The sequence below is a fragment of the Solitalea longa genome (assembly GCF_002920915.1).
In the GTDB taxonomy this organism is placed as follows: domain Bacteria; phylum Bacteroidota; class Bacteroidia; order Sphingobacteriales; family Sphingobacteriaceae; genus Solitalea; species Solitalea longa.
This window is the reverse complement of record NZ_PQVF01000008.1, coordinates 85,994-109,373: the sequence shown is the minus strand read 5'-3', so window position 1 is coordinate 109,373 and position 23,380 is coordinate 85,994. Positions and strand designations below refer to the sequence as shown.

General features: G+C 36.7%; 20 protein-coding genes. 8 read left to right on the top strand and 12 right to left on the bottom strand.

The genetic code is table 11. The features are described from left to right. Positions 1–2: 2 nt before the first annotated feature. From C3K47_RS12475 to C3K47_RS12460, 4 genes are all read right to left on the bottom strand, one after another. On the bottom strand, positions 3–2,039 hold the full coding sequence (locus C3K47_RS12475) for a hypothetical protein (protein WP_103789475.1): 2,037 nt from the start codon (positions 2,037–2,039) through the stop codon (positions 3–5). Continuing rightward, positions 2,029–2,838: a PorV/PorQ family protein gene (locus C3K47_RS12470; protein WP_103789474.1), complete on the bottom strand. Its 810-nt coding sequence runs from the start codon at positions 2,836–2,838 to the stop codon at positions 2,029–2,031. The genes C3K47_RS12475 and C3K47_RS12470 overlap by 11 nt, the downstream gene beginning before the upstream one ends. 502 nt (positions 2,839–3,340) lie before the next feature. Next, on the bottom strand, positions 3,341–3,679 hold the full coding sequence (locus C3K47_RS12465; RefSeq protein ID WP_103789473.1) for a MerR family transcriptional regulator: 339 nt from the start codon (positions 3,677–3,679) through the stop codon (positions 3,341–3,343). A gap of 1 nt (position 3,680) precedes the next feature. After that, a complete protein-coding gene (locus C3K47_RS12460) occupies positions 3,681–4,652 on the bottom strand; it encodes a M23 family metallopeptidase (RefSeq protein WP_103789472.1) in 972 nt (323 codons plus the stop codon). Positions 4,653–5,032: 380 nt separating this feature from the next. Here C3K47_RS12460 and alaS point away from each other — a divergent pair, with 380 nt between their 5' ends. Then, positions 5,033–7,699 carry an alanine--tRNA ligase gene (alaS, locus tag C3K47_RS12455; RefSeq protein WP_103789471.1) on the top strand — a complete coding sequence of 889 codons (2,667 nt, stop codon included), beginning with the start codon at positions 5,033–5,035 and terminating at the stop codon, positions 7,697–7,699. A 116-nt stretch (positions 7,700–7,815) separates the two neighbouring features. Then, positions 7,816–8,247, top strand: a complete 432-nt coding sequence (locus C3K47_RS12450) for an META domain-containing protein (RefSeq protein WP_103789470.1) — start codon at positions 7,816–7,818, stop codon at positions 8,245–8,247. A 5-nt stretch (positions 8,248–8,252) separates the two neighbouring features. On the opposite strand, the gene C3K47_RS12445 is transcribed toward C3K47_RS12450, so the two are convergent. Together C3K47_RS12445 and C3K47_RS12440 are read right to left on the bottom strand one after the other, a co-directional pair. Then, positions 8,253–8,597 carry a diacylglycerol kinase family protein gene (locus tag C3K47_RS12445; RefSeq protein WP_103789469.1) on the bottom strand — a complete coding sequence of 115 codons (345 nt, stop codon included), beginning with the start codon at positions 8,595–8,597 and terminating at the stop codon, positions 8,253–8,255. Between the two features lie 15 nt (positions 8,598–8,612). After that, on the bottom strand, positions 8,613–9,953 hold the full coding sequence (locus C3K47_RS12440) for a sensor histidine kinase (protein WP_165784695.1): 1,341 nt from the start codon (positions 9,951–9,953) through the stop codon (positions 8,613–8,615). Positions 9,954–10,131: 178 nt separating this feature from the next. Between C3K47_RS12440 and gatB the strand changes: the two genes are divergently transcribed. The 5 genes from gatB to C3K47_RS12415 all read left to right on the top strand — a co-directional run bounded on the left by gatB (position 10,132) and on the right by C3K47_RS12415 (position 14,861). Continuing rightward, positions 10,132–11,598 carry an Asp-tRNA(Asn)/Glu-tRNA(Gln) amidotransferase subunit GatB gene (gatB, locus tag C3K47_RS12435; protein WP_103789467.1) on the top strand — a complete coding sequence of 489 codons (1,467 nt, stop codon included), beginning with the start codon at positions 10,132–10,134 and terminating at the stop codon, positions 11,596–11,598. Positions 11,599–11,665: 67 nt separating this feature from the next. Continuing rightward, positions 11,666–12,199, top strand: coding sequence for a TlpA family protein disulfide reductase (locus C3K47_RS12430; RefSeq protein ID WP_103789466.1), 534 nt, complete (start codon positions 11,666–11,668; stop codon positions 12,197–12,199). Positions 12,200–12,300: 101 nt separating this feature from the next. Further along, positions 12,301–12,987 (top strand): response regulator transcription factor, encoded by a 687-nt coding sequence (locus tag C3K47_RS12425; RefSeq protein ID WP_103789616.1) that lies wholly within the window; start codon positions 12,301–12,303, stop codon positions 12,985–12,987. Continuing rightward, on the top strand, positions 12,984–14,021 hold the full coding sequence (locus C3K47_RS12420; protein WP_103789465.1) for a sensor histidine kinase: 1,038 nt from the start codon (positions 12,984–12,986) through the stop codon (positions 14,019–14,021). The genes C3K47_RS12425 and C3K47_RS12420 overlap by 4 nt, the downstream gene beginning before the upstream one ends. A gap of 120 nt (positions 14,022–14,141) precedes the next feature. Further along, positions 14,142–14,861 (top strand): RluA family pseudouridine synthase, encoded by a 720-nt coding sequence (locus C3K47_RS12415; RefSeq protein WP_103789464.1) that lies wholly within the window; start codon positions 14,142–14,144, stop codon positions 14,859–14,861. Between the two features lie 73 nt (positions 14,862–14,934). Here C3K47_RS12415 and C3K47_RS12410 read toward each other — a convergent pair whose 3' ends face one another. Beyond that, entirely contained in the window at positions 14,935–16,026 is a 1,092-nt protein-coding gene (locus tag C3K47_RS12410; protein ID WP_103789463.1) for a mannose-1-phosphate guanylyltransferase, read from the bottom strand. Positions 16,027–16,563: 537 nt separating this feature from the next. Between C3K47_RS12410 and recQ the strand changes: the two genes are divergently transcribed. Beyond that, complete coding sequence (gene recQ / locus C3K47_RS12405; protein WP_103789462.1) at positions 16,564–18,753, top strand: DNA helicase RecQ; 2,190 nt, start codon at positions 16,564–16,566, stop codon at positions 18,751–18,753. A gap of 5 nt (positions 18,754–18,758) precedes the next feature. Here the strand turns inward: recQ and C3K47_RS12400 are convergent, their stop codons facing one another. The 5 genes from C3K47_RS12400 to C3K47_RS12380 all read right to left on the bottom strand — a co-directional run bounded on the left by C3K47_RS12400 (position 18,759) and on the right by C3K47_RS12380 (position 23,314). Then, positions 18,759–19,163 (bottom strand): thiol-disulfide oxidoreductase DCC family protein, encoded by a 405-nt coding sequence (locus tag C3K47_RS12400; RefSeq protein WP_103789461.1) that lies wholly within the window; start codon positions 19,161–19,163, stop codon positions 18,759–18,761. Between the two features lie 5 nt (positions 19,164–19,168). Beyond that, entirely contained in the window at positions 19,169–19,603 is a 435-nt protein-coding gene (locus C3K47_RS12395; protein WP_103789460.1) for a DUF6526 family protein, read from the bottom strand. 14 nt (positions 19,604–19,617) lie between these two features. Continuing rightward, positions 19,618–21,537: an OmpA family protein gene (locus tag C3K47_RS12390; protein WP_103789459.1), complete on the bottom strand. Its 1,920-nt coding sequence runs from the start codon at positions 21,535–21,537 to the stop codon at positions 19,618–19,620. A 99-nt stretch (positions 21,538–21,636) separates the two neighbouring features. Then, positions 21,637–22,260, bottom strand: a complete 624-nt coding sequence (locus tag C3K47_RS12385; protein ID WP_103789458.1) for a 7-carboxy-7-deazaguanine synthase QueE — start codon at positions 22,258–22,260, stop codon at positions 21,637–21,639. 172 nt (positions 22,261–22,432) lie between these two features. Further along, positions 22,433–23,314, bottom strand: coding sequence for a bifunctional 5,10-methylenetetrahydrofolate dehydrogenase/5,10-methenyltetrahydrofolate cyclohydrolase (locus tag C3K47_RS12380; protein WP_103789457.1), 882 nt, complete (start codon positions 23,312–23,314; stop codon positions 22,433–22,435). Positions 23,315–23,380: the final 66 nt, after the last annotated feature.

Below are 23,380 nucleotides of genomic sequence, written 5' to 3'. Positions count from 1 at the left end.
AGTTAAAAAGTTAATCGCATTTGAACCTTGGCTTCTGATTTTTTATTTCCCTGAATAAGGTCATTACCCGAGCCCAATTCATCTTTATTGCGGTAGGAATAAATGCTGTATCGGGCCCAAAAACTGAGCTTTTTTAACGGTGAAACTTTAACATTGATATAAAATCGGGCACCCGAATCCTGGTACATTGCATATGAGTAGGAATATAATATATCTCTTTCGGAAGCGTAAATGCGTGAATTGTATGAATCGGTGTCAAACAAGGTAAATCGGCTGTCCACACTTAGCTTTTTAGATCTGTTTTGGGCAGCAATACTTAAGGAGAAAGCTAACCCCTTTTCCGTAGTGTTTATTCCATTGTTAAAGTAAACTGCATCAGCACGGTTACCAATGGCTATAAACTCATTTAAACTGTAAATTAAACCTACACGATAAGCGTTTTTAACAACATCAATAACAGGAGTAATGGTCGATGCATCATTCGATAGATCAATCTCTTTTTGTTGTCGGCTATAACGACCCTCAATACTCAGTTTTTTGCTAGGAGAGTAGGTTAGCATACAAAAGTATTCATTGCCTTTTGAGGGGGCATCAACTCGATAACGCAGCCACGGAAATTCGAAGAAATCGCTAAAAGCACTGAGTGATAGTTTCGTTGAAAAGTTAACGGTGAGACCTGCGTAAAATCCTTTTTCATTATTGTTAGTAGATGCTTCACTCAAAGCCTGGCTATAAAACGAATTAAAGTTTTTGTCGAACCGCCGGTGAACCAATGTTAAGGTAGCCTTTGGGGTTAGACTCATCATTACTCCGTTTAAAAACGCCATGCCGCCATTGCTAACTTTGGTCTGTTCTCCAAAGAAATAAAATCGGACTAAGTTTAACTGATAAGCTAGAGCATAAACCGTTTGCTCTTTACCTTTAAATCCGAATTGATTATAAAGAGCAGTCTCTTGTTCAAGGGATTTATCAAACTGAAGATGGTACGATGTAAGCGAGAAATTAAGTCTTTTTAATGGAGATATCCATAGATTTCCGCCCACTAAGAGTTCATTTAAACTTTGTTTATCATCAAGTTCATTTGAAGAGCGATGATAGCCTGTTGTTTGCAAGGATGAAACCTTAACCTCATCAGTTGAATCTTTTTGAATCAGGTTACCATCTAAATAACGGTAGGAAAAGAAAGGAGTGATGCTAAGATGTTTGGATAAGGAAACACTTGCACTTAGCCCTCTGAAATAGCCGTTTTCAGCAATTGATCGGTAGGGTCGGGGGCCATTACCATTTTTAGCTATTGCGTTAACCAAAGCGCTTTTACCAATACTGTAGCCGGTCCACATGGCTAACCCTTGCCCAAATTGCAACGAATAATCGCCAATTACCAATTGTTTCAATCTTCCAATATTTCTAAAGCTGAGACTGGCAGAATAAAAATCGAAGCCTAATTTTTGATTTTTACCAAAAAATGGCTCACCCGGATCTTTTTCTACGGATAATGTAAAATTGATCTTATCAGAAAAATACATGGAGTAACGTCCAAAAATTCGGGCAGGACTTCCATTGTAAATTTTTGAAGTAAATCCTTTGGAGGGTTCAAGGTATTGAGAAACCCTTAAAACGAATTCATTTTCAGGTTTGCTCAACTTTAGCTTTCCTAAGAAAGAAGTGTTTTCTACCGTTACAAAAGGTTTGAGTTTTACCATGGTGGTTTTATCAAATAGTTCGATGGTCTGGAGCTCAGCAAAATCAATTAAAGGTCCGAAACGTGCAATATGCTTTTTTAAGTCTGTTATCTGTAAGTCAGAAAGAACATATAACAATTCTAATTCTGAAGCGGTTGCAGTGTTTAGATTTAAAGGATGACGATAGTAAAAATAGAGTTGCTGGGTAAGTTCATTCAGGTCTAAATCCTCCCGGTCAGTAGCTGTTGCAATTGCTTCAACAATATTATCAACCACCGGATCAATTTCTTTTTGTGCAAACGATCTTGAAAGCCAGGGGATAAGTAAAAAAACAAGTATAACACGCTTAAAATTCATAGCTAATACTCATTTGGGGTGAATAACCTACGCTAGGATGAATTGAAGCCGCAATGTTTATTTGAAGTTTTGAGGTGGTATAGCCAGCTCCAAAGTATTGCTGAAACGGATGACCGGATATGCCTCCCCGAAGCACTAATTGCTTAAAAACTCCAAATTCAAGTCCTGTTTTGAAACGGGTATTCATGGAAATAGGCTTTTCAACTTCTGAAACAATAAAGGTTTTTTCAGATAGATCATAGCGGGCTCCTAAACGGAATATGGTGAGCAAGGGATTTTGAAGTTCTTCGCCAAAATCAGATCGGGTGGGATTAATAATGTGGGTGGCTATAGTAAGGTTTGTCATTATCTTGGCCATCAAGCCAACTTCAATAGAATAAGTTGAGCTGTTGCCATAATTGGCAATGGCAACCGTATGATAATTAAATTTTAATCCAATAGAAAAATTACTTCCAAATGAACGCCCGTAGCTTAAACCGGTCGTCATTTCAGTGTAGGGGTTCTGTCCAAAGGAATTAAAACTTACACCAAAAAAGTTTGATTTTACAGGAAAACCTAAAATGCCAGCCTTGGTACTAAACTCAGGCGATGAAAACTGGTTTAGGTAGCCCATGGAGGCGGTAAAGGAATGAACAGATGTAAATGCGGCCGGATTGCCTGCAATATTCCAGGAATCGTTTATGGCTGAGCCGGCGTTTGCCAATGCACCAATTCGCGCTCCGTAAAATAGGTTTTGCGCATATAATTTGCCCGTAATAAAGTATATGGACAAAACGCATGCAACGATGTTTTTGAACATAAATAGATGTTAGGTAGTGTGTAGGGTATTACCTCTGTTTGAGATAATTAACTATTGTAAGATGTATTCTAAATATTGTTAAAAATTTTAACTAATACAAGAACTTGGTTCGGAAAATAATTAGGAGGAAGAAGTGTTAGGTTAGCGAAGAGCGAGATGAAAAGTGAGATTTTATGGAGATAAAGTAGCCTAAAAACAGGTGAAATTGAGTTATTGTAAAATTTAGTAAAAGGTGAGATAAAAACACCTAAAGTGCTGTTTAAAAGCCCATAAAAAAAGCTTTGTCCATATACCTTTGCGCAATTGAGATACAGGGACAAAGCACCCAGATGATTTTTCTGATCATGTAAAAAGAGGAAGATGTTTCGTAACACCCAAGTTACAAAAAAACTTCAAAAAAACAAGCTTTTTGATAGTAAAACAATGTTTTTAGATTGACCAGCGAGTCTATTGGTTTAAATTTGAGAATTTAATGATGGCCTGATTATCGTTGAAAATCCCTTTACTTCAATTCATCTTTTAATTGAAGCAAAAATGATTTTAAGCTGGTGAGTGAATCAATTACCTTTTGCTTATCCACTTCAATGTTTTTATTGCTTTTCAGGTAATCTTTGGCCCCTTGTAAAGTATAGCCCTTCTCTTTAACCAAATGATAAATGATTTTTAGGTTCTCAATATCTTCCGGTGAAAATAAACGATTACCCTTTTTATTTTTCTTTGGCTGAAGAATATCAAACTCTTTCTCCCAAAAACGAATGTGTGATGTACTTACATTAAACATATCAGCCACTTCGCCAATGGTGTAGTACAGTTTTTTTATTTCACGTTCTTTGTATGGCATTTTAGTCGAATGATTGATTGTTTCTTGATGAAAGTTCCAACATTTTATCGTATTCGGCAGGACTTAGGTCATTAAAGTAAAAGTTAATTGGGTTAACCGGCTGACCGTTTCTATGCACCTCGTAATGGCAATGAGGGCCTGTGGATGCACCGGTATTACCAACATAACCAATAATTTCTCCTCTTTTTACCTTGTGACCAATCTTTGCCTTTATCCTGCTCATATGACCATAAATAGTTGAATAGCCATATCCGTGATTTATTTGAACCTCGTTACCAAAACCACGTCCAAATTCAGCCTTTATTACCACGCCGTCGCCGGTAGAGTAGATCGGAGTTCCGGTAGGTGAGGTAAAGTCCATTCCGGCATGAAATTTACGAGTTTTATAAATAGGATGGATGCGATACCCATATCCTGAAGCCATCCTTGTCAGGTCTTTATTTGAAACCGGTTGAATAGCTGGTACTGAGGCAAGCATTTTATCTTTATTCCGCACCTCCCTGATCAGGTAATCGTAAGATTTTGATTGAACGTACATTTTTTTTGAAAGCTCATCGAGTTTTCGTGTTGCTTCAATCATTAAAGAAGAATAGTTCGATGATTCAAGTGCTTTATATCGCTTTATACCTGCAAAATTCGTTTGCCATTCATCCGAAGTTATTGGCTCCGATTCAAAAATAACCCTGTAAATGTTATTGTCACGTTCCTGTAGATCGGTTACCACTCCATCCAGCTGCTTCATTCGCTTATGTAAAATGTCATATTGAAGACTGAGCTGGGAGATATCGCGTTTTAACTTCTTTTCTTTTGGAGAATCTAAAATATTATAAGCGATGGTTACGGTAACCACCGAAAACACAGAAACCGTAGCAAGGTATCCTAATACACGAAGCAGTTTTTTTCCGAAAGAAAGCTCTACTTTTTCGTATTTAAGGGTACTCGAGTTATAGAAATATTTGACCTTTTTCGCCATAAGCAAGGCAAATCGTAAGTTTTTGGAATGAAAAAAATTAATGAGCTCTTGATTTAAGACTTGGCAGACTTAATTGGTTTGGCTCAGTATTTTTTACGATTTTAATAACACATTGGTTACAGTTAATATGTAACCAATGTGTTATTAAAACTAATTTCCAATTATCTATTTTATCAGCAGATATAAAGTATTAAACAACAATTCATCTTTTTAGTTTTTAGTTAAGTTTTAATAAATGATTTTAACCTTAACTCTTTCTCATTTTAAACAGTATTTTCCGTTTCAAACCCTTATTTTTGCCCGCTATCTATTTTTAGGATAAATAGCATTTAATCTGGTTTTTAACAGAAGACTTAATACTAAAACTCATAACTCAATACATGGATTCGAGATCAGTTCGTAAAGCATTTTTAGATTTTTTTGAGAGTAAACAACATAAAATTGTGCCCTCGGCACCCTTAGTTGTTAAAAACGACCCCACACTGATGTTCATTAATTCAGGAATGGCACCGTTTAAGGATATTTTCCTAGGTGTTTCTCCTGTAAAATTTCCTCGTGTGGCCGATACTCAAAAATGTCTTCGTGTTTCGGGGAAGCATAATGATTTGGAAGAAGTAGGTATCGACACTTACCATCATACCATGTTTGAGATGTTAGGGAACTGGAGCTTTGGCGATTATTTCAAAAAAGAAGCTATTGAATGGGCTTGGGAATTGTTAACAGATGTATACAAACTGCCTAAAGACCGTTTATACGTAACTGTTTTTGAAGGTGACGCTAAAGAGAATCTTGCCCCTGATAATGATGCAAAAGAGATCTGGAAGAAATACATTTCTGAAGATCGCATTTTATATGGAAATAAAAAGGATAATTTCTGGGAGATGGGCGATCAGGGGCCTTGTGGTCCGTGTTCAGAGATCCATATTGATTTAAGAACTGAAGAAGAACGTGCCCAACAGGATGGAAAGGAGTTGGTAAATAATGACCATCCACAGGTTGTTGAAATCTGGAACAACGTATTTATGGAGTTTAACCGTAAAGCCGATGGTTCCTTAGAAAAACTTCCAGCCCAGCATGTTGATACCGGAATGGGCTTTGAACGTTTATGTATGGCTCTTCAAGGCAAGCGTTCTAACTACGATACCGATGTTTTCCAACCAATGATTCAGTTCATTGCCTCGCAATGTGGTATTCCATATGGTAAAGAAGAGAAAACCGATATCGCTATGCGTGTAATGGCCGACCATATTCGTGCTATTTCTTTCACTATTACCGATGGACAGTTACCTTCTAATACAGGAGCAGGTTATGTGATTCGCCGTATTCTACGTCGTGCAGTTCGTTATGCATATACCTTCTTAAACCTAAAAGAACCTTTCTTATATAAACTTGTGGCTTTATTAGCTGATCAGTTTGAAGGTGTATTCAACGAACTAAAAGAACAAAAATCATTTGTTGAGAAAGTAGTTAAGGAAGAAGAAGCCTCTTTCTTACGCACATTGGCGGGCGGTATTCAGCGTTTTGAAAAGTATGTACAAGGCTTAGAATTACTTCCTGAACATTTAAGTTTAATAGGTCAAAAGATTAATGAGGGTGCACAATCCAGAATAGGAGGAGAATTTGCGTTCGAGTTGTATGATACAAATGGATTTCCTATCGATTTAACTCAATTACTGGCAAGAGAAATTGGATTGACAGTTGACATGGAAGGCTTTAATAAAGCCTTAACTCAGCAAAAAGAGCGTTCTCGTGCGGCTACTGCCATTGATACTGGCGATTGGGTTTTGGTTGGAACTGATAAAGAGACTGAATTCCTGGGTTATGATCAGTTAGAAGCAGAAGTTCAGATCTTAAAATATCGCAAGATCAAAGCTAAAGGGAAAGAACAATTCCAGTTGGTATTAGACAAAACACCTTTTTATGCAGAGGGCGGGGGCCAGGTAGGAGATACCGGCGTTTTGGAAAATGCAAATGAACTGGTTAGAATTAACGATACCAAAAAAGAGAATAACCTGATCGTTCATTTTACCGATGAATTACCTGAAGATCTAACAAAAGCATTTACTGCTAAGGTAGATGCTGATAAACGCAGAGATACAGCCAATAACCACTCGGCAACGCACTTATTGCATGCGGCGTTAAAACATGTTTTAGGCGAACATGTAAACCAAAAGGGTTCATTGGTAAACGATGATTACCTGCGTTTTGACTTCTCTCATTTTGCAAAAGTTACTGATGAGGAAATTGCTGCCATTGAGAAAATTGTAAATGAGAAAATTCGTGAAAACATCAATCTCGATGAGCAACGAAAGGTTCCTTTCCAACAAGCAATTGATTCGGGTGTAACTGCGTTGTTCGGCGAAAAATACGGTGATTTTGTTCGTGTAATTACTTTCGATCCAAGCTATTCAAAAGAACTTTGTGGTGGTATTCACGTTCCGGCAACAGGTCAGATCGGCTCATTTAAAATTGTGGCCGAAAGTGCTGTTGCAGCAGGTGTTCGTCGTATTGAAGCGATTACAGCTACAAAAGCGGAAGAGCTATACAATCAGCAGCAAGCTATTGTTAATGAAGTGAAAACTTTATTAAAGAATCCAAAGGATGTAGTTAAAGGTTTAGAATCTGTTTTAGAGGAAAATAACCGTTTACGCAAAGAGCTGGAGCAAATGATCATACAAAAAGCTTCGATGCTGAAAGATGATCTGGCTAAAAAAGCAGAAGCAATAAATGGGGTAAACTTTATCGCCGCAAAAGTGGATATTCCTTCAGCAGAAGCAATTAAAAACCTGTCGTTTGAAATGCGCGAAAAGCTTAATAACCTTTTCCTGGTTATTGCTGCCGAAATTGATGGAAAGCCAAGTATTTCAGTAATTATTTCTGATAACCTGGTTCAGGATAAAAAACTGAATGCATCGCAAATAGTAAGAGAGTTGGGTAAAGAGATACAAGGTGGTGGGGGTGGACAGCCTTTTTATGCTACTGCAGGTGGAAAAGACAGCAGCGGACTGGAAAGAGCTTTAGCAAAAGCTAAACAATTTGTTCAATAGTAACAATTACTAATAGACAATTAAACGCAACCCGAATAAAGATTCAGGTTGCGTTTTTTATTGCTCTTGAGCGAGCTTTTTTCCTTAAATTAATGCTCCATTAAACGCTCATAGTTATGAAATCTAAAATCCTCTTTACTGCCTTTTTAATTTCAATTGTTTGGTCAGGATGTAATACGGTTAAAACTTCAGGTTTAATTACACCCGAAAATATATCGGCCTTGGTTGGACACCGATGGAACCTATCACAACTCATATCGAACGGGAACGTCATCGACATTGGAAAAGAAAACATTCCTTTTATGGAATTTACTAAAGAGAACAAGGTAAGTGGTTCATTAGGCTGCAATAACATTACTGGTGGTTATAAGTTTGAAGAAGGGAAATTAAAATTGAGCCCGATGGCCACCACACAAAAAATATGTCCAGATATGAAAGTGGAGGATGCTTTTTCGAAAGCGCTGGGGGAAACTACCGACTTTAAAATGAACGAAGGAAAACTTCAGCTTTTTAAAGGAAAGGATTTGCTGGCTTCGTTTTCAAAATAAACTGTTTAACTGATTTTTGGTAAAAAAATAATCGCTCCAACAATAACTGCAATTAAAGCAGATAGAAAAACAGCACCGGCGGCAATATCCTTTATTAATCCAATTTTGGGATCATGTTCAACGGTAACGCGATCGGCAAGCTTTTCAATGGCTGTGTTTATCAATTCAAACCCTATAACCATTCCAATACATAACAGTATTACACACCATTCGATTGCACTTAGTTTAACTGCAAAGCCCGAAAAAACAACAATAATTGTAATGAATAAATGAATTTTGAGATTGGCTTCGGAAACAAAGCTGATTTTAAGGCCGTTGAGAGCATATTTAAAACTGTTGAGCAGTTTCATTGATTTCTGATTTAATTAAAAATGAGCTTTAGCCCGTGGCAGAGAAAAGCTGAATGTACTGCCTTTCCCCAATTCGCTGATCGTCCATATTTTACCGCCATTACGCTCAATAAAATCTTTGCATAATATTAATCCTAGGCCGGTACCGATTTCGTTAGCAGTTCCTTTGGTTGAGAAATGGTCCATACTAAACAGTTTCGTCTGATTTTCGTTACTTATACCCACGCCGTTATCTTCCACCGAAAAAACTACCGCCTCACCATCATTTCGGCAACTGATTTTAATCTTACCAAAAGGCCGCGTAAATTTTATCGCATTCGAAAGAAGGTTTCTAACCACCACCTTAATCATATTGATATCAGCAAAAGCCGAAATATCCGTTTTAACATTATTTTCAATAATAATGTGTTTACTTTCTGCTTCAGGTCTTAATAAATAGAGAAACTCATCCATTAGGTTGCTGAAAATAATTTCAGAGGCTTCTACTTTCAATCCCAGCATTTGACTGTTCGACCAATACAATAAATTATCCAGTAATTGAAGATTATGCCTTACTCGCTCTGTAATTTCAGAAGAAAGTTCAGTAAACTCTTCTGCTCCAATTAATTTTTCGTTAAAAAGGTTGAGTAAGCCCTGCAAAGAGGTTAATGGCCCCCGCAAATCATGAGAAATAATGGAAAACACTTTTATTTTGATCAGGTCCTGGTTCTCCAGATTTTTATACTGTTTGCTGATAAGCTCGTTTTGAAGGGTGATTTCTTCTTTATGACGTTCTGCTTTCTTTCGTTCATATTCATAATTGTTTCTGATAGAAAGTACCACCGTCAGAATACTTACCATAACTAAGATAAAAGTGCCTATAATATCAATAAACCTGTTTTCTCTTGATTTATAGGTGTCAACCCATTCGGGATGGAAATATTCAATGGTATAAAGAGATAAAGTGAAAACAACACAGGTGAAGATCCAGAAGGCCCTATATTTTATGTTAATAATGCTTATAAAAACGATCAGGAAAAAAGTAATGATATAAATGACAGGACCTTCGCTACCGCTGTTTAAAAACCAGCCAATACCCAAACTTATATAACAAAGCAGAATAAAAGCTACAACGGTTGATTGGAATTTATATTTAAACCTCGATAAGTAATAAAGAATAAGAATACCTGTTTCAACTATTACAACAATAATATTCAGGCGCCAGTCTATTCCATTTACTCCATTAAGAATAATTCCTCCAAAAGCAAGCAGAATGGTAACAATACAAGTTATGTTGAAAATTCTGTTTTCAAGTGAGAATCGATTATTATCACCTGCAATTAACGAGAGTGACTGCGAAAATAACTTTCTAAGCATCAATGGTCTAAACAAATCTATTGTTGCAATATAATTATTTCTTTTTCCTAACACTGCACTCATTATTAATAAAGTTCAGTTGAATAATTCAATGAAATAATATGGTTATTATAAAAATGATTACAAAATTTATAAAATGATGCGAAATTCATAAATTCTTATAAATTTGCGTAAAGCTATGATAAGAAATACCGTTTACGATAATTACGAATTAGTAGTTGGTTTAGAAGTGCATGCGCAATTATCAACCAATACCAAAATATTTTGTGCTGATTCTGCTGCATTTGGTGCCGAACCTAATTGCAATATCAGTCCAATTTCCCTGGGGCTTCCCGGAACTTTACCCAAGCTTAATCAAAAGGTTGTAGAATATGCTATTAAATTAGGGTTGGCAACTAACGGAACCATCAATAAATACAACGCTTTTGATCGTAAGAATTATTTCTACGCCGATTTGCCAAAAGGTTACCAGATCAGTCAGGATGCAAAGCCAATAAGTGTAGGAGGACATATTGAAGTAAATCTGAAAGACGGCACGCGTAAAAAGATCCATTTGCATCATATCCATATGGAGGAAGATGCTGGTAAAAGTATGCATGATCAGGATCCTTTCAACTCTTGTATAGACCTTAATAGAGCCGGAGTACCTTTGTTGGAAATTGTGTCAGAGCCTGATTTACGCAGCTCGGAACAAGCAGCCCAATATCTTACCGAAATGCGAAAGCTATTACGCTATCTGGATATTTGCGATGGAAATATGGAAGAAGGCAGCATGCGATGTGATGCCAATATTTCGGTTCGATTAAAAGGAAGCAAGGAGTATGGAACGCGCTGTGAGGTTAAGAATATGAACTCCATAAAAAATGTGCAACGTGCTATTGATTTCGAGTTTAAAAGACAGATTGATGTGCTTGAAGCCGGAGGTACAATAACGCAAAATACATTGAACTTTGATGCTAGTACCGGCGTTACTTCCGTTTTGCGCACCAAGGAAATGGCCAACGATTATCGTTATTTTCCTGAACCTGACCTTCTGCCGGTGGTTGTAACAGATGAATATATTAAATCGGTACAGGCTGAACTGCCATTGCTGCCTGAACAACTTATTCATAAGTATACAACAGAATACGGGCTTCCTGAATATGATGCTATTGTATTAACAGACAATAAACAGTTTGCACTGTATTTTAACGAGGTTGTAAAGTTTACCTCAAACTACAAAGCTGCCGCTAACTGGATGATGGGTGCCGTAAAATCGTATTTGAACGATCAGGTAATTGAGATCACCAGTTTTCAGCTTAAACCCAAACAGCTTGCAGCTATTATCAATTTAATAGATGATGGTAGAATTAATAATTCGGTGGCTAACCAGCAGGTGTTTCCGGAGTTATTAAAACACCCTGAAAAGAATGTCGAACAATTGACCCATGAATTAGAGGTATTTATTGAAGCTGATGATAATGAATTGATCGGGTTTATTGATCAAGTGCTTGATAAGTATCCGGAAAAGGTTAAAGAATACCATAAGGGTAAGAAAAACCTGATTGGATTGTTTATGGGCGATGTAATGAAGCTCTCCAAAGGAAAAATAGATCCAAAATCAGCTAATAAACTTATGATCGACCGACTAGAGCTGCATAAATAATATAAAATAAATAGATGAAAAGACTTTCCCGGCCTGAAAACCTGGAAAGTCTTTTTATTTTTGGAGTATGCGTTTAAACATCTTATGGCTTTTTATTTCGGTGCTTGTTTTTACATCATGTGCAAACGAAAAGAAAAGCCCAAAAACGGAGTTAAGAGCTGCCAATGGATTACCTATAGGTAATGTCGAAGGCTTTATGGCTCCAGAAATTCAATTAAACGATATTAATGGTAACCCAATATCCGTTTCATCATTGAAAGGAAAATATGTATTGGTAGACTTCTGGGCATCCTGGTGCGGGCCTTGTATGCAGGAGGTTCCTGAGCTTACAAACCTATATGCCACCTACCATGGCAAAGGTTTGGAAATTTATGGAGTTTCGCTTGATAATGATAAAAATCGTTGGCAGCAAGCTACTAAAAACCATCAAATGAACTGGATTCATGTGTCAGATTTGAAAAAATGGGAGTCTCAACCGCTCGAATCTTATGGGGTAGATGCTATTCCTGCTAATTTTATTCTCGACAAAGAAGGTAAGATCATCGCTAAAAACCTTCATGGGGTTCAATTAGAACATTTTCTTAAGAAATTGTTCAATTAATAACTATCTGATATTAACTCTTTTTTACTTCTTAACAAATTCTTAATATAGGATTAACAAATTCATTCAATTAGCAATTTACTTTTATGGAAAATTCAAATATGACTACACCGAAGCAGAAAATTCTAATTGTTGACGACGAACCGGATATTTTAGAATTAATTGAATACAACTTAAAGAAAGAAGGTTACCAGGTTTTTTTAGCTAACAACGGCCAGGAAGCAGTAACCATAGCAAAAAAGGTAATGCCCGATTTAATTATTTTGGATATTATGATGCCAAAAATGGATGGGATAGAAGCTTGCCGTTTAATGCGGAGCATGCCGGAATTTAAAAATACGTTCATGGTGTTTTTAACCGCTCGTAGCGAAGAATATTCGGAAATTGCCGGCTTTAATGTAGGAGCGGACGATTACATTGCAAAACCAATAAAACCCCGTGCTCTGATTAGCAGGATAAATGCCATTTTACGCCGCAATGTTTATTCAGATGACACCTATGAGAACAAAATTGAAATTGGTGATTTGGTAATTGACCGCGAAGCATTTGTTGTTTATCAACAGGGTAAAAAGGTTATTCTGGCTAAAAAAGAATTCGAACTATTGTATCTATTAGCTTCCAAGCCCGGTAAAGTCTACACTCGCGAAATCATCCTTAAAAATATTTGGGAAGACTCTGTAGTGGTGACCAATCGAACAATTGATGTACACATTAGAAAACTAAGAGAAAAATTAGGCGATTCTTATGTGACCACCGTAAAAGGAGTTGGATACAAATTTGAACTATGATTAAAAACCCAACGCCCCGCATTATTGCTTTTTTAACCGCTACCATTTTATCTTGCGTTGTAGGGCTTATTTCATTACTCTTTAAATCCACTTTTCTGGAGGTTATCCTTGAGATCGTATTAAATTTCTGCGTTTCATTTGTATTAACACTGTATGCGCTCGAATTTTTCATTTACCGTAAGATCAAACTGATCTATAAGAATATTCATCATCTGAAAACAGGAAAAAGTGATCCAATTTTTCCACCACTTTTTAGTTCAGGAGAAGATCCTATTGCTGGAGTTACAAAGGATGTTTTGACTTGGGCCCAGGATCAAACCGTTGAAATAGAGCAGCTCAAGCAAAATGAAACCTTTAGAAAGGAATTTTTAGGAAATGTTTCTCACGAGCTAAAAACACCTATTTTCAACATTCAGGGTTATATTAATACATTATTGGATGGAGCCATGGATGATGCGGAAGTTAATTTGCATTTTCTTAACAAGGCGGCCCGAAGTACGGATCGTTTAGCGGCTTTAGTGGAAGATCTTGAATCGATATCACAGCTGGAATCAGGCTATCTTACCATGGAAGTCGAAACATTTGATATTCATGACCTGGTAAAAGACGTGCTTGATTCAATGGAGTTTATGGCCCATGATAAGAACATTTCATTTGGATTTAAGGATGGCTCTGATTTTCCGTTTATTGTAGAGGCAGATAAATCGCGTATACGACAGGTTTTGGTTAATCTGGTTTCCAACTCAATTAAATATGGAAATAATGGAGGAGCAATCACTGTTGGCCTTTATGACATGGATGAAAACATCCTTGTGGAAATTACAGATGATGGCATCGGTGTAGAACCTGAAAATCTTCCACGATTATTTGAACGCTTTTATAGAGTTGATAGAAGTCGTTCAAGAACGGAGGGAGGTACGGGCTTAGGTTTAGCAATTGTTAAACACATTATAGAAGCCCATAGTCAAACGATTAATGTTAGAAGCAGTATTGGAATAGGAACCACTTTTGGATTCACACTTAGAAAAGGATAATAGATTTACGAACCGTTTTTCTCTAAACTCTTCTACTAATAGCTATAAGTCAAGTGCTGATAGCTATTTTCTTTTTACTACTTTTGTCGACTTTAAATTAAATACCGACAAAATCATTGCATGAAATTACCTTCTTTTAAAGACCTTATACTTTTTGAAAACGATGAAGTAATAATAGTTAACAAACCTCCATTAATAGCATCGGTTGATGAACGAAGTGGGGGCGAGGTTAATATGTTGCGATTGGCGAAAAGTTATTGGGATGATGCCCAAATATGCCATCGTTTAGATAAGGAAACTTCCGGAGCATTGATCTTTGCTAAAACACCTGAAAGCTATCGTTCAATCTCTATGCAGTTTGAGCATCGGCAGGTGAAAAAGGTTTATCATGCTGTAATTGATGGTACGCATGCTTTTGAAGATAAATTGGTGGATTTGCCAATTGCCAATCTTGGAAAAGGTAATGTTGTAATTGATAAGTACGAAGGTAAAAGAGCTGAAACTATTTTCAATTCCATTAAATTCTATAAGCATTTTACCTTGGTTGAGTGCCAACCAAAAACCGGTAGAATGCACCAGATTCGTATTCATTTAGCTACTCAAAGGGCTTCTATTGTAGCTGATGAAATGTACGGAGGCAGATATCCAATGCTCTCCTCGTTTAAAAAAGGCTACCGTTTGTCCAAAGATGAAGTGGAACAACCCTTAATCCGTCGTTTTGCTCTTCATGCGTACGAGGTAAGCTTTAAACTGCTCAATGAACAGGAAATAACCATAACAGCAGCTTATCCTAAGGATTTTGCAACACTTTTAAAGTTGCTTGATAAGTTTGATGCATAAGGTTTTAATAACACAACAAAGCCGCTCAAGTTCTTAATTTGAGCGGCTTTGTTATTTAAAGTATTCAATCTTATTAAAGGTACTTTTCGCCAAAGTTTTGCTTTATATCAGCAACAATTTGTTTTACTTCCTGCTCTTCTGATTTTTTGCAAATCATCAGTACATCATCAGACTCAACCACAATATAACCGTCCAAACCTTGTAAAACCACCAGTTTATTCGCCGGTGTTCTAACTATGCAATTGGCTGAATCATACATTACCACCTTCTTTGAATCAATGATGACATTACCAACATAATCTTTATCTTTTTTAACATCATAAACCGATGCCCAGGTTCCCAAATCGCTCCATCCAAATTCACTAGGTCGTACATATACATTTTCGGCTTTCTCCATCACCCCGTAATCTATTGAGATGTTTTTACATCTCATATAGGCGGTTTTAATGAAATCGATTTCCTTAACAGTGTTAAAATATATTTTCCCTTCAACAAAAATTTCATTGATTTCAGGTAAATGCTTTTCAAAAGCTCTTAAGATAGAGTTGGCGTTCCAAACAAAAATACCCGCATTCCATAGAAAATCACCACTGGCAATAAACGTTTTGGCGAGTTCAAGATCAGGCTTTTCGGTAAAGGTTTTTACCTTATAAAAATTATCGAAAGGAGATGAATTCTTGTATTGAATATAACCATAACCTGTATCCGGTCTGCTAGGAACAATTCCTAAGGTGATTAGAAAATCATTTTTTTCTGTAAGTTCTAATGATTCGCGAATAGCCTCTTTAAAGGCATCTTCCTGCAATATAAGATGATCGGAAGGAGCTATTACAATTGATGCGTTAGGATTCTTTTTTGCAATTTTATGGCAGGCATAAGCAATACATGGCGCTGTATTACGCATTACAGGCTCTCCCAAAATATTTTCATTCAGGGCTTCCGGTAATTGATCCTTAATTATAGAGCGGTAATTTTCATTTGTGACAAAATATATATTTTCGGGAGGGCAGATATCTTTAAAACGATTAAAGGTTTGTTGAATTAGTGTTTTTCCGGTGCCAAGTATATCAATAAATTGCTTTGGGAAATTGCTTCTGCTAACTGGCCAAAAACGGCTTCCAACGCCGCCAGCCATAATTACAACGTAATGATTATTGTTTTCCATTCTAATTTGTTACACGTGTATTAATCATTCTGCGTTAATCCCTTTCGGTTCATAAAGTTGAATGATACCTGCGTGTTTATTCTGTTTAAAAACGTGAAAATATTGTACCTAACTTTATTACAAGATATTAATAGGTTACAATGTCTGATGACAATTCATAATATCAATGACTCGCAAGTTATAAAAGTTTTCATTTGTTTTCATCATTGTGCTAGGTTTTTGACCGTATACAGATAAATAGGGTAAATAATTTCAATTAATCCGAAGAGTGAGGTAGAATTTATAGAAACCTTAGCAAACTTGATTTAAATCAAGCGACCTTTTGACTTTAGAATGATACTAACGATTGTTTCAACGGCCTTATTTATGTAAATTTGCAATTCTAATAAAACATCAGCTTCAATCGAAGCGTTCTTTTATAATACTTGCAGTTGTTTAAAGATTTGAATACCGGGTGTTTTATTATTGCAAAATTATGTTATTTTTAATTTAACAAACTAATCCAAACCATAACCTTACTTAATTTTTTCTCGAATAATGGAGATAAAAAAGTCGCTGTTTGATAACTTGCACAATTTTTTTGGGTTTGAAAAATTTAAAGGAGAGCAGGAAGCAATCATCACCAGCATACTTTCAGGGAATGATACATTCGTGATTATGCCTACAGGTGGAGGTAAATCCATGTGTTATCAGTTGCCAGCATTAATGAGCGAAGGCACCGCAATCGTAATTTCGCCACTGATTGCATTGATGAAAAATCAGGTCGATCAATTACGAGCCTTTGGAAGTTCAGATTCAATAGCCCATTTCTTAAATTCATCATTAAATAAAACTGAAACCGCCAAGGTAAAACAAGATGTTATAGCAGGAGAGACAAAGTTATTATATGTGGCACCGGAGTCACTTTCGAAACAGGACAATATTGATTTTTTAAGGGATATTAAAGTTTCATTCGTTGCTGTTGACGAGGCTCACTGTATTTCTGAATGGGGTCATGATTTTAGACCTGAATACCGAAAAATCCGTCAAATTATTGGACAGTTAGGTGAAAATATTCCAATTATAGCTTTAACAGCTACTGCCACACCTAAGGTTCAGCAAGATATTCAGAAGAACCTGCAGATGCAAAATGCAGTGGTCTTTAAATCTTCCTTTAACAGGACTAATCTGTATTATGAAATTCGTCCTAAAAAGAATGAATTAAAAGAAATCATCAAATACATTCGTGCTCAAAACGGTAAGGGCGGTATTATTTATTGCCTGAGTCGTAAAAAAGTTGAAGAAGTTGCCGAAACGCTTAATATTAATGGAATTCCATCATTACCATATCATGCGGGATTAGATGCAAACACCAGGGCGACTACGCAGGATAGATTCTTAATGGAAGACGTGCAGGTGATTGTGGCTACCATAGCATTTGGTATGGGTATTGACAAGCCCGATGTTCGTTTCGTAATTCATTATGATATGCCCAAAAGTATGGAGGGGTACTATCAGGAAACTGGACGTGCCGGTCGTGATGGAGGTGAAGGGAGTTGTATAGCGTTTTATGATCAAAAAGACATTGATAAACTGGCGAAGTTCATGAAAGACAAGCCGGTTTCGGAGCGTGAAATTGGCACCCAGATTTTAAATGAAGTAATTGATTATGCCGAGTCATCGGTGTGTCGTAGAAAGCAAATCCTGCATTATTTCGGCGAAAGTTTCAACGAACAGGGTTGCTCAAGTATGTGCGACAACTGTAGACATCCCAAAGAGCGTTTTGAAGCAGAATATGATCTTTTAGCTTTATTAAAGCTTATTCAGAAACTAAAGGAAAACTTTGATGCAGAGCATATTGTAAATATTCTTGCTGGGCGGGAAGATGCCGAAATGAATACTTTCAGCCATGATAAGCTTGAGGAATTCGGATCAGGAAAGGAAAGGGGAGCAGTTGTTTGGAAATCAGTTGTTCGTCAGGCGGTTATTCATAACTTTTTAGTAAAGGATATTGATAGCTACGGAATTTTAAAACTTACCAAGTCTGGTAAATCATTTATTGAGGCTCCTTACTCCATTCGATTTAGTATTAATACGGATTTTGACAAAGTTCAGACTACTGAAGAAGATGATATTAAAGCCGGAGGCGGAGCTTTGGATGATACACTCCTTGGTTATTTAAAAGAACTTCGTAAGAAAACGGCAAAACAAAAAAACATACCACCATTTGTCGTGTTTCAGGATCCTTCTCTTGAAGAAATGGCCAGTCAGTACCCTGTAAATCTTGAAGAGTTAAAGCAGATATCCGGAGTTGGAAATGGGAAGGCGATGCGCTATGGAGCTCCGTTTGTTGAATTAATTAAAAAATATGTGGAGGATAATGATATTGACCGTCCTCAGGATATGGTAGTTAAATCAACTGTGAACAAATCGAGCTTAAAGGTATCAATTATTCAAAATATAGATCGTCAGATTCCACTGGATGACATTGCTTCCTCTAAAGGTTTAGGTATGCCCGGATTGATCCAGGAAATTGAAAGTATCGTTTTATCAGGCACTAAATTGAACTTAGACTATTATATAGATGATGTGATAGATGAGGATCGTCAGGACGAAGTTTTTGACTATTTTAAAGCTGCTGAAGAAGACTCGATCGATTTAGCTTTAGCCGAATTAGGTGAAGAGGATTATTCAAGAGAAGAAATTCAATTAATGCGTATCAAGTTTTTATCTGAACTGGGTAACTAATTGGATTAATTGAGAAACCTCGATAAAAGTTCGGGACTGGGAATTAAACAGCTTTCCTGTTTACCAAACCATTTATATCTGTTCTTTGCTATTAAATCATAAATCCAATCTCTGATAAAGGTTGGTATCAAAATACAAATAAACAGCAGAGGAAACAGACCGTTAAGATTTTTTACAACATAACACACCCCGGTTGATTTCAATCGGGGTGTGTTGTTTTCAATCAAAATAAATGTGTTTAAATATTGCTTTTGAAGGTTGAATTTTTCAAGGAATTCTTGTCCTGCCGCTGATTGAAGAGCTGCAAATTTAAACTTCCCTTTAGGATCATTTTTGATGATAAACTGTACGGTAGTATTACATAAATTACATACCCCGTCAAACAAAACAATCAGATCCTTATTAGCCATACCGTTTAAACCCTATGGTAATCACCTTTCCAGTTTTTAATTAGTTGTTTGATCTGTTTATTACTTAGATGCTCATTAATGGCTTTTTGGGTTAGTTCAACTAGTTCTTCATCAGGTGCAAAGCGTAAGGCAATAATTTGCCCCATTCGAAGTCGAGAGTCTAAAAGTTTTCCGGTTAAAGCAAAATGCCGAAGACTTTCTTCAGCTCTTATTGCCCTATCCTGGGCCCTTAAGGCAAATGTCCGCAGGTAATAGAAAATTAACAATGAACAAATAAATAGCAGCAGTATTAGGGAAGCACTATATAAATTGCCATGTTCATTAAATGATCCAACAAGATTAACAATGGAGCCAACAAATCCGGCCACCAGTAATATTAACAATAAGCCATGGTAACCTTTAACGATTTGGCTGTGGTTGGAGTAATTTTGTGATTGCATAAAGAGGTTAAATTTTAAATACTCGTAATTTTTAATTCAGTTCTTCGGTTATTTGCTTTGCCTTGCGGCGTTTCATTTGTATCTATCGGCTGGCTTTCTCCAAACCCTTTATAAGTAAACCGCTTAGGATTTGGGATAGATCGCAGTAAATATCCATATACTACTTTAGCCCTGTTTTCTGATAATACCTGATTCGACTGATCCTCACCCACATTATCTGTATAACCTGAAATTTCTATTGCAATTTTCGGGTTACTTTTCATAAAAGCTATTACTTTTTGCAGTTCAATCATTGATTCAGAACTTAATTTGTAGGAGTTTGTTTCAAAAAAGATGTTTTTTAATACAATTTTTTCACCTACGGCAATTTCTTTCAAAGGGGCCTTAAGGCAAATAACATTTGTATTATTTGCTTCAAGTGTTGAGAAATATCCAGAATAAAATAAATAACCCTCTCGCGAAACATTCATTGCATATTGGTTCCCGTGCGGCAAGCTGGCGTAAAACTGTCCTGACTCCGAGTTAGATACAGATCGGTAAACAGTTTTTCCTGTTTTAAGGTTCTGAACCTCTACTAACGCATCTAAATTTTCTTTTGTAGTTTCATCAAATACAAAACCTTTTATAAATGTCAAGTTCTTAGGTTTTAGTTCCTGAGGAATATCGAATGAATAAAGGTCATGCCCCGCTTTTCCTGCTGTGTTATTTGTTGAAAAATATCCTTTATTGCCATTTCCGGTAACTACAAGGCAGAAATCGTCCATATTCGTATTTATTGGATAACCTACGTTTTCGGCCTGTGACCATGAACCATCTTCATTTTTTCTTGCAATGTAGATATCACTATTGCCCATTCCCGGCCAACCATTAGAACTAAAATACAACGTCTCGTTATCCGGGTGAATAAAGGGAGACTGTTCATCATAGGGTGTATTAATATTTGGGCCGAGATTCTCCGGTTCTGTCCATGTACCATCGTCCTGTAAATAGGATTTCCAAATATCAATTTTCCCTTGTCCTCCTTTACGGTCGCTGGCAAAATAGAGTGTTCGTCCATCAGAGGCCAGGCAAGGTTGAGATTCCCAGGCACCTGAATTCACCGGTGCACCAATATTCACCGGAGCAGCCCATTCACTTCCTTCTAAACGCGAATAATAGAGGTCGCATCGCCCAAATCCACCAGGAGCATTGCAGATGGTTAATAAAAGATATTGACCGTCTGATGATAAACTTTGAGCGCCTTCATTCAGATAAGGTGTATTAATATTTCCGCTCAGCTTTACTGCTGGGGTCCATTGATCATTAATAAATTGGCTGGTATAAAAATCTTCGTTGTTATGTTCCTTTCGGGTAAAAATCATTTGTTTTCCGTCGGCGGTTAAGCTTGGAAGGTACTCGTCGGCATCGGTATTAATGGCATTTCCAAGGTTTTTTGGTGTAAATGGTACCGGGTGTTTTTTAGCGTCAATTGCAAACTTGCTATCAGCAAGGTGCTTTTTGGCCATTGGAATAAACTGCTGAGGCTTATCAGCATACATCATGAATTTTTCGAGGAATTTTTTAGCATCAGAATAATTCCCATTTTTAAGCTCAATCTCGCCTAAAAAATAGTAGTTCTGTTTTGCAAAATCAGGGAAGATCGTTATAACCTGGAGGTAATTTTCGCGGGCTTTTTCATTGATTTTTAAAATTCGATAGATATCACCTAAGCGTTGATACGCATCGATAAATGATTTATCCTCTGCTATGGCCTTGTTTAAAACTTCGATGGCTCCATTATAGTTTTTTGAATTAAGATAGGTATCTGACTGTTCGTAAAACTTAATGGCTTGTTTTGATTGGGTTGAGTACTTAACCTGCGCTTTTACAATAAATTGAATCAAGCACAAGAATAAGGCTATAAATAGCTTCAACTTATGTTTCTCAAGCTTCATTTGTCAATAAGTTGTTACAAGATAAAACTTTATAACTTAAATCAAAATTAAAGCTTTTAATAGGTAGTTAAAATAGTAAAGTGAACTACTCCTATGAAACTAAGGAATATTCAAATATTTATGGGTTTGCAGTGAAATTTCCCATTTCGGATTGTTCATTACATATTCAACAATTAATGGGATCATTTCTTTGGCCTTACTCCATTCGGGTTGTAAATAAAGCTTACAATTAGCAGAAACATTTGCGGCATGCTGTTCAGCCCATTCAAAATCTGACTTATTAAAAACAATGACTTTTAGTTCGTCTGCTAATGGCAAAATATCCGGGCGGGGAGCCTTGAATTTTTTAGGAGACAAACAAACCCAATCCCAGCTTCCAGAAAGAGGATAGGCTCCAGAAGTTTCTATAAAAGTTTTTATTCCTTTATTCTGAAGTTCTTTGGTCAGGTATTCGAGATTGTAAATTAAAGGCTCACCGCCGGTAACAACTACTGCTTTTGAAGGGTATTGAGAGGCATGGTCCACAATTACATCGGCTTTAGTTAAAGGGTGAAGTTCAGCATCCCATGATTCCTTTACATCGCACCAATGGCAACCCACATCACATCCCCCCAAGCGTATAAAATATGCCGCTTTTCCGGTGTTAAATCCTTCTCCCTGTATGGTGTAAAATTCCTCCATCAAGGGTAATAATGTTCCATCTTCTGGTACCTGTACCGACATGCCTTAATTTTTTTGAGCCGCAAAGATAAGAATGTTTAGCCATACGGAAGCTATCTCTCTATAAGATCGGTAGGGATATTACAATCAGATGATCGATTATAATAGGTTTAAAGCAGAAAAGCTGTGAAGTTATCAACAACACAGCTTTCCAGTTTATCATATGGATCAATTCTTATTGATAGATCTCTTTTTTTGCCGCAGCTAAGGTGTTTTTCAATAAACTTACTATTGTCATTAATCCAACACCTCCGGGAACAGGAGTAATAAAAGAAGATTTTGGTGCTACTTCGTCAAATTTAACGTCACCTTTTAATTTAAAACCTGATTTGGTTTCACTTGATTCAACACGGTTGATCCCTACGTCAATTACAATTGCTCCGTCTTTCACCATATCTGCCGTAACGAATTCAGCTTTACCAATTGCAGCAATTAAAATATCTGCTTTTTTGGTGTATTCTGTAATATCAGGAGTTTTACTATGAACCATGGTCACGGTACAATTACCTGGTGTAGTATTACGTGCCATTAAAATACTCATCGGAGAACCTACAATGTTACTACGACCAATTACCACACAGTACTTACCTGTTGTATCAATTCCGTATTCCTGAAGCATTAATAAGATTCCGTAAGGCGTTGCCGGAATAAAGGCTGGCAAGTTACGCTGCATGCGTCCAAGGTTAATTGGGTGGAAGCCGTCAACGTCTTTGCGGTGATCAATGGCTTCTGTAACCTTCTCAGCATCGATATGTTTAGGTAATGGTAATTGAACAATGAAACCATCAACACCCTGGTCGTTGTTCAACTCATCAATTTTCTTTAGTAATTCAGCTTCTGAAATAGTAGCATCGTATCGAACTAGAGTTGATTTAAAACCAACCTTTTCACAGTTCTTCATTTTGCTGGCAACATAAGTTTCGCTGGCTCCATCGTTGCCAACTAAAACGGCCACTAAATGAGGTTGGCGACCGGTTTTTTCGGTAAAATCAGCCGCTTCGGCAGCTATATCATTTTTTAGTTTTTCAGAAACTAATTTTCCGTCTAGTAATTGCATTTCTTGTATTACGAATTGAGGGTTTCGGGTTACGAACTCTAAGTTTAAACTCGAAATCCGTAACCC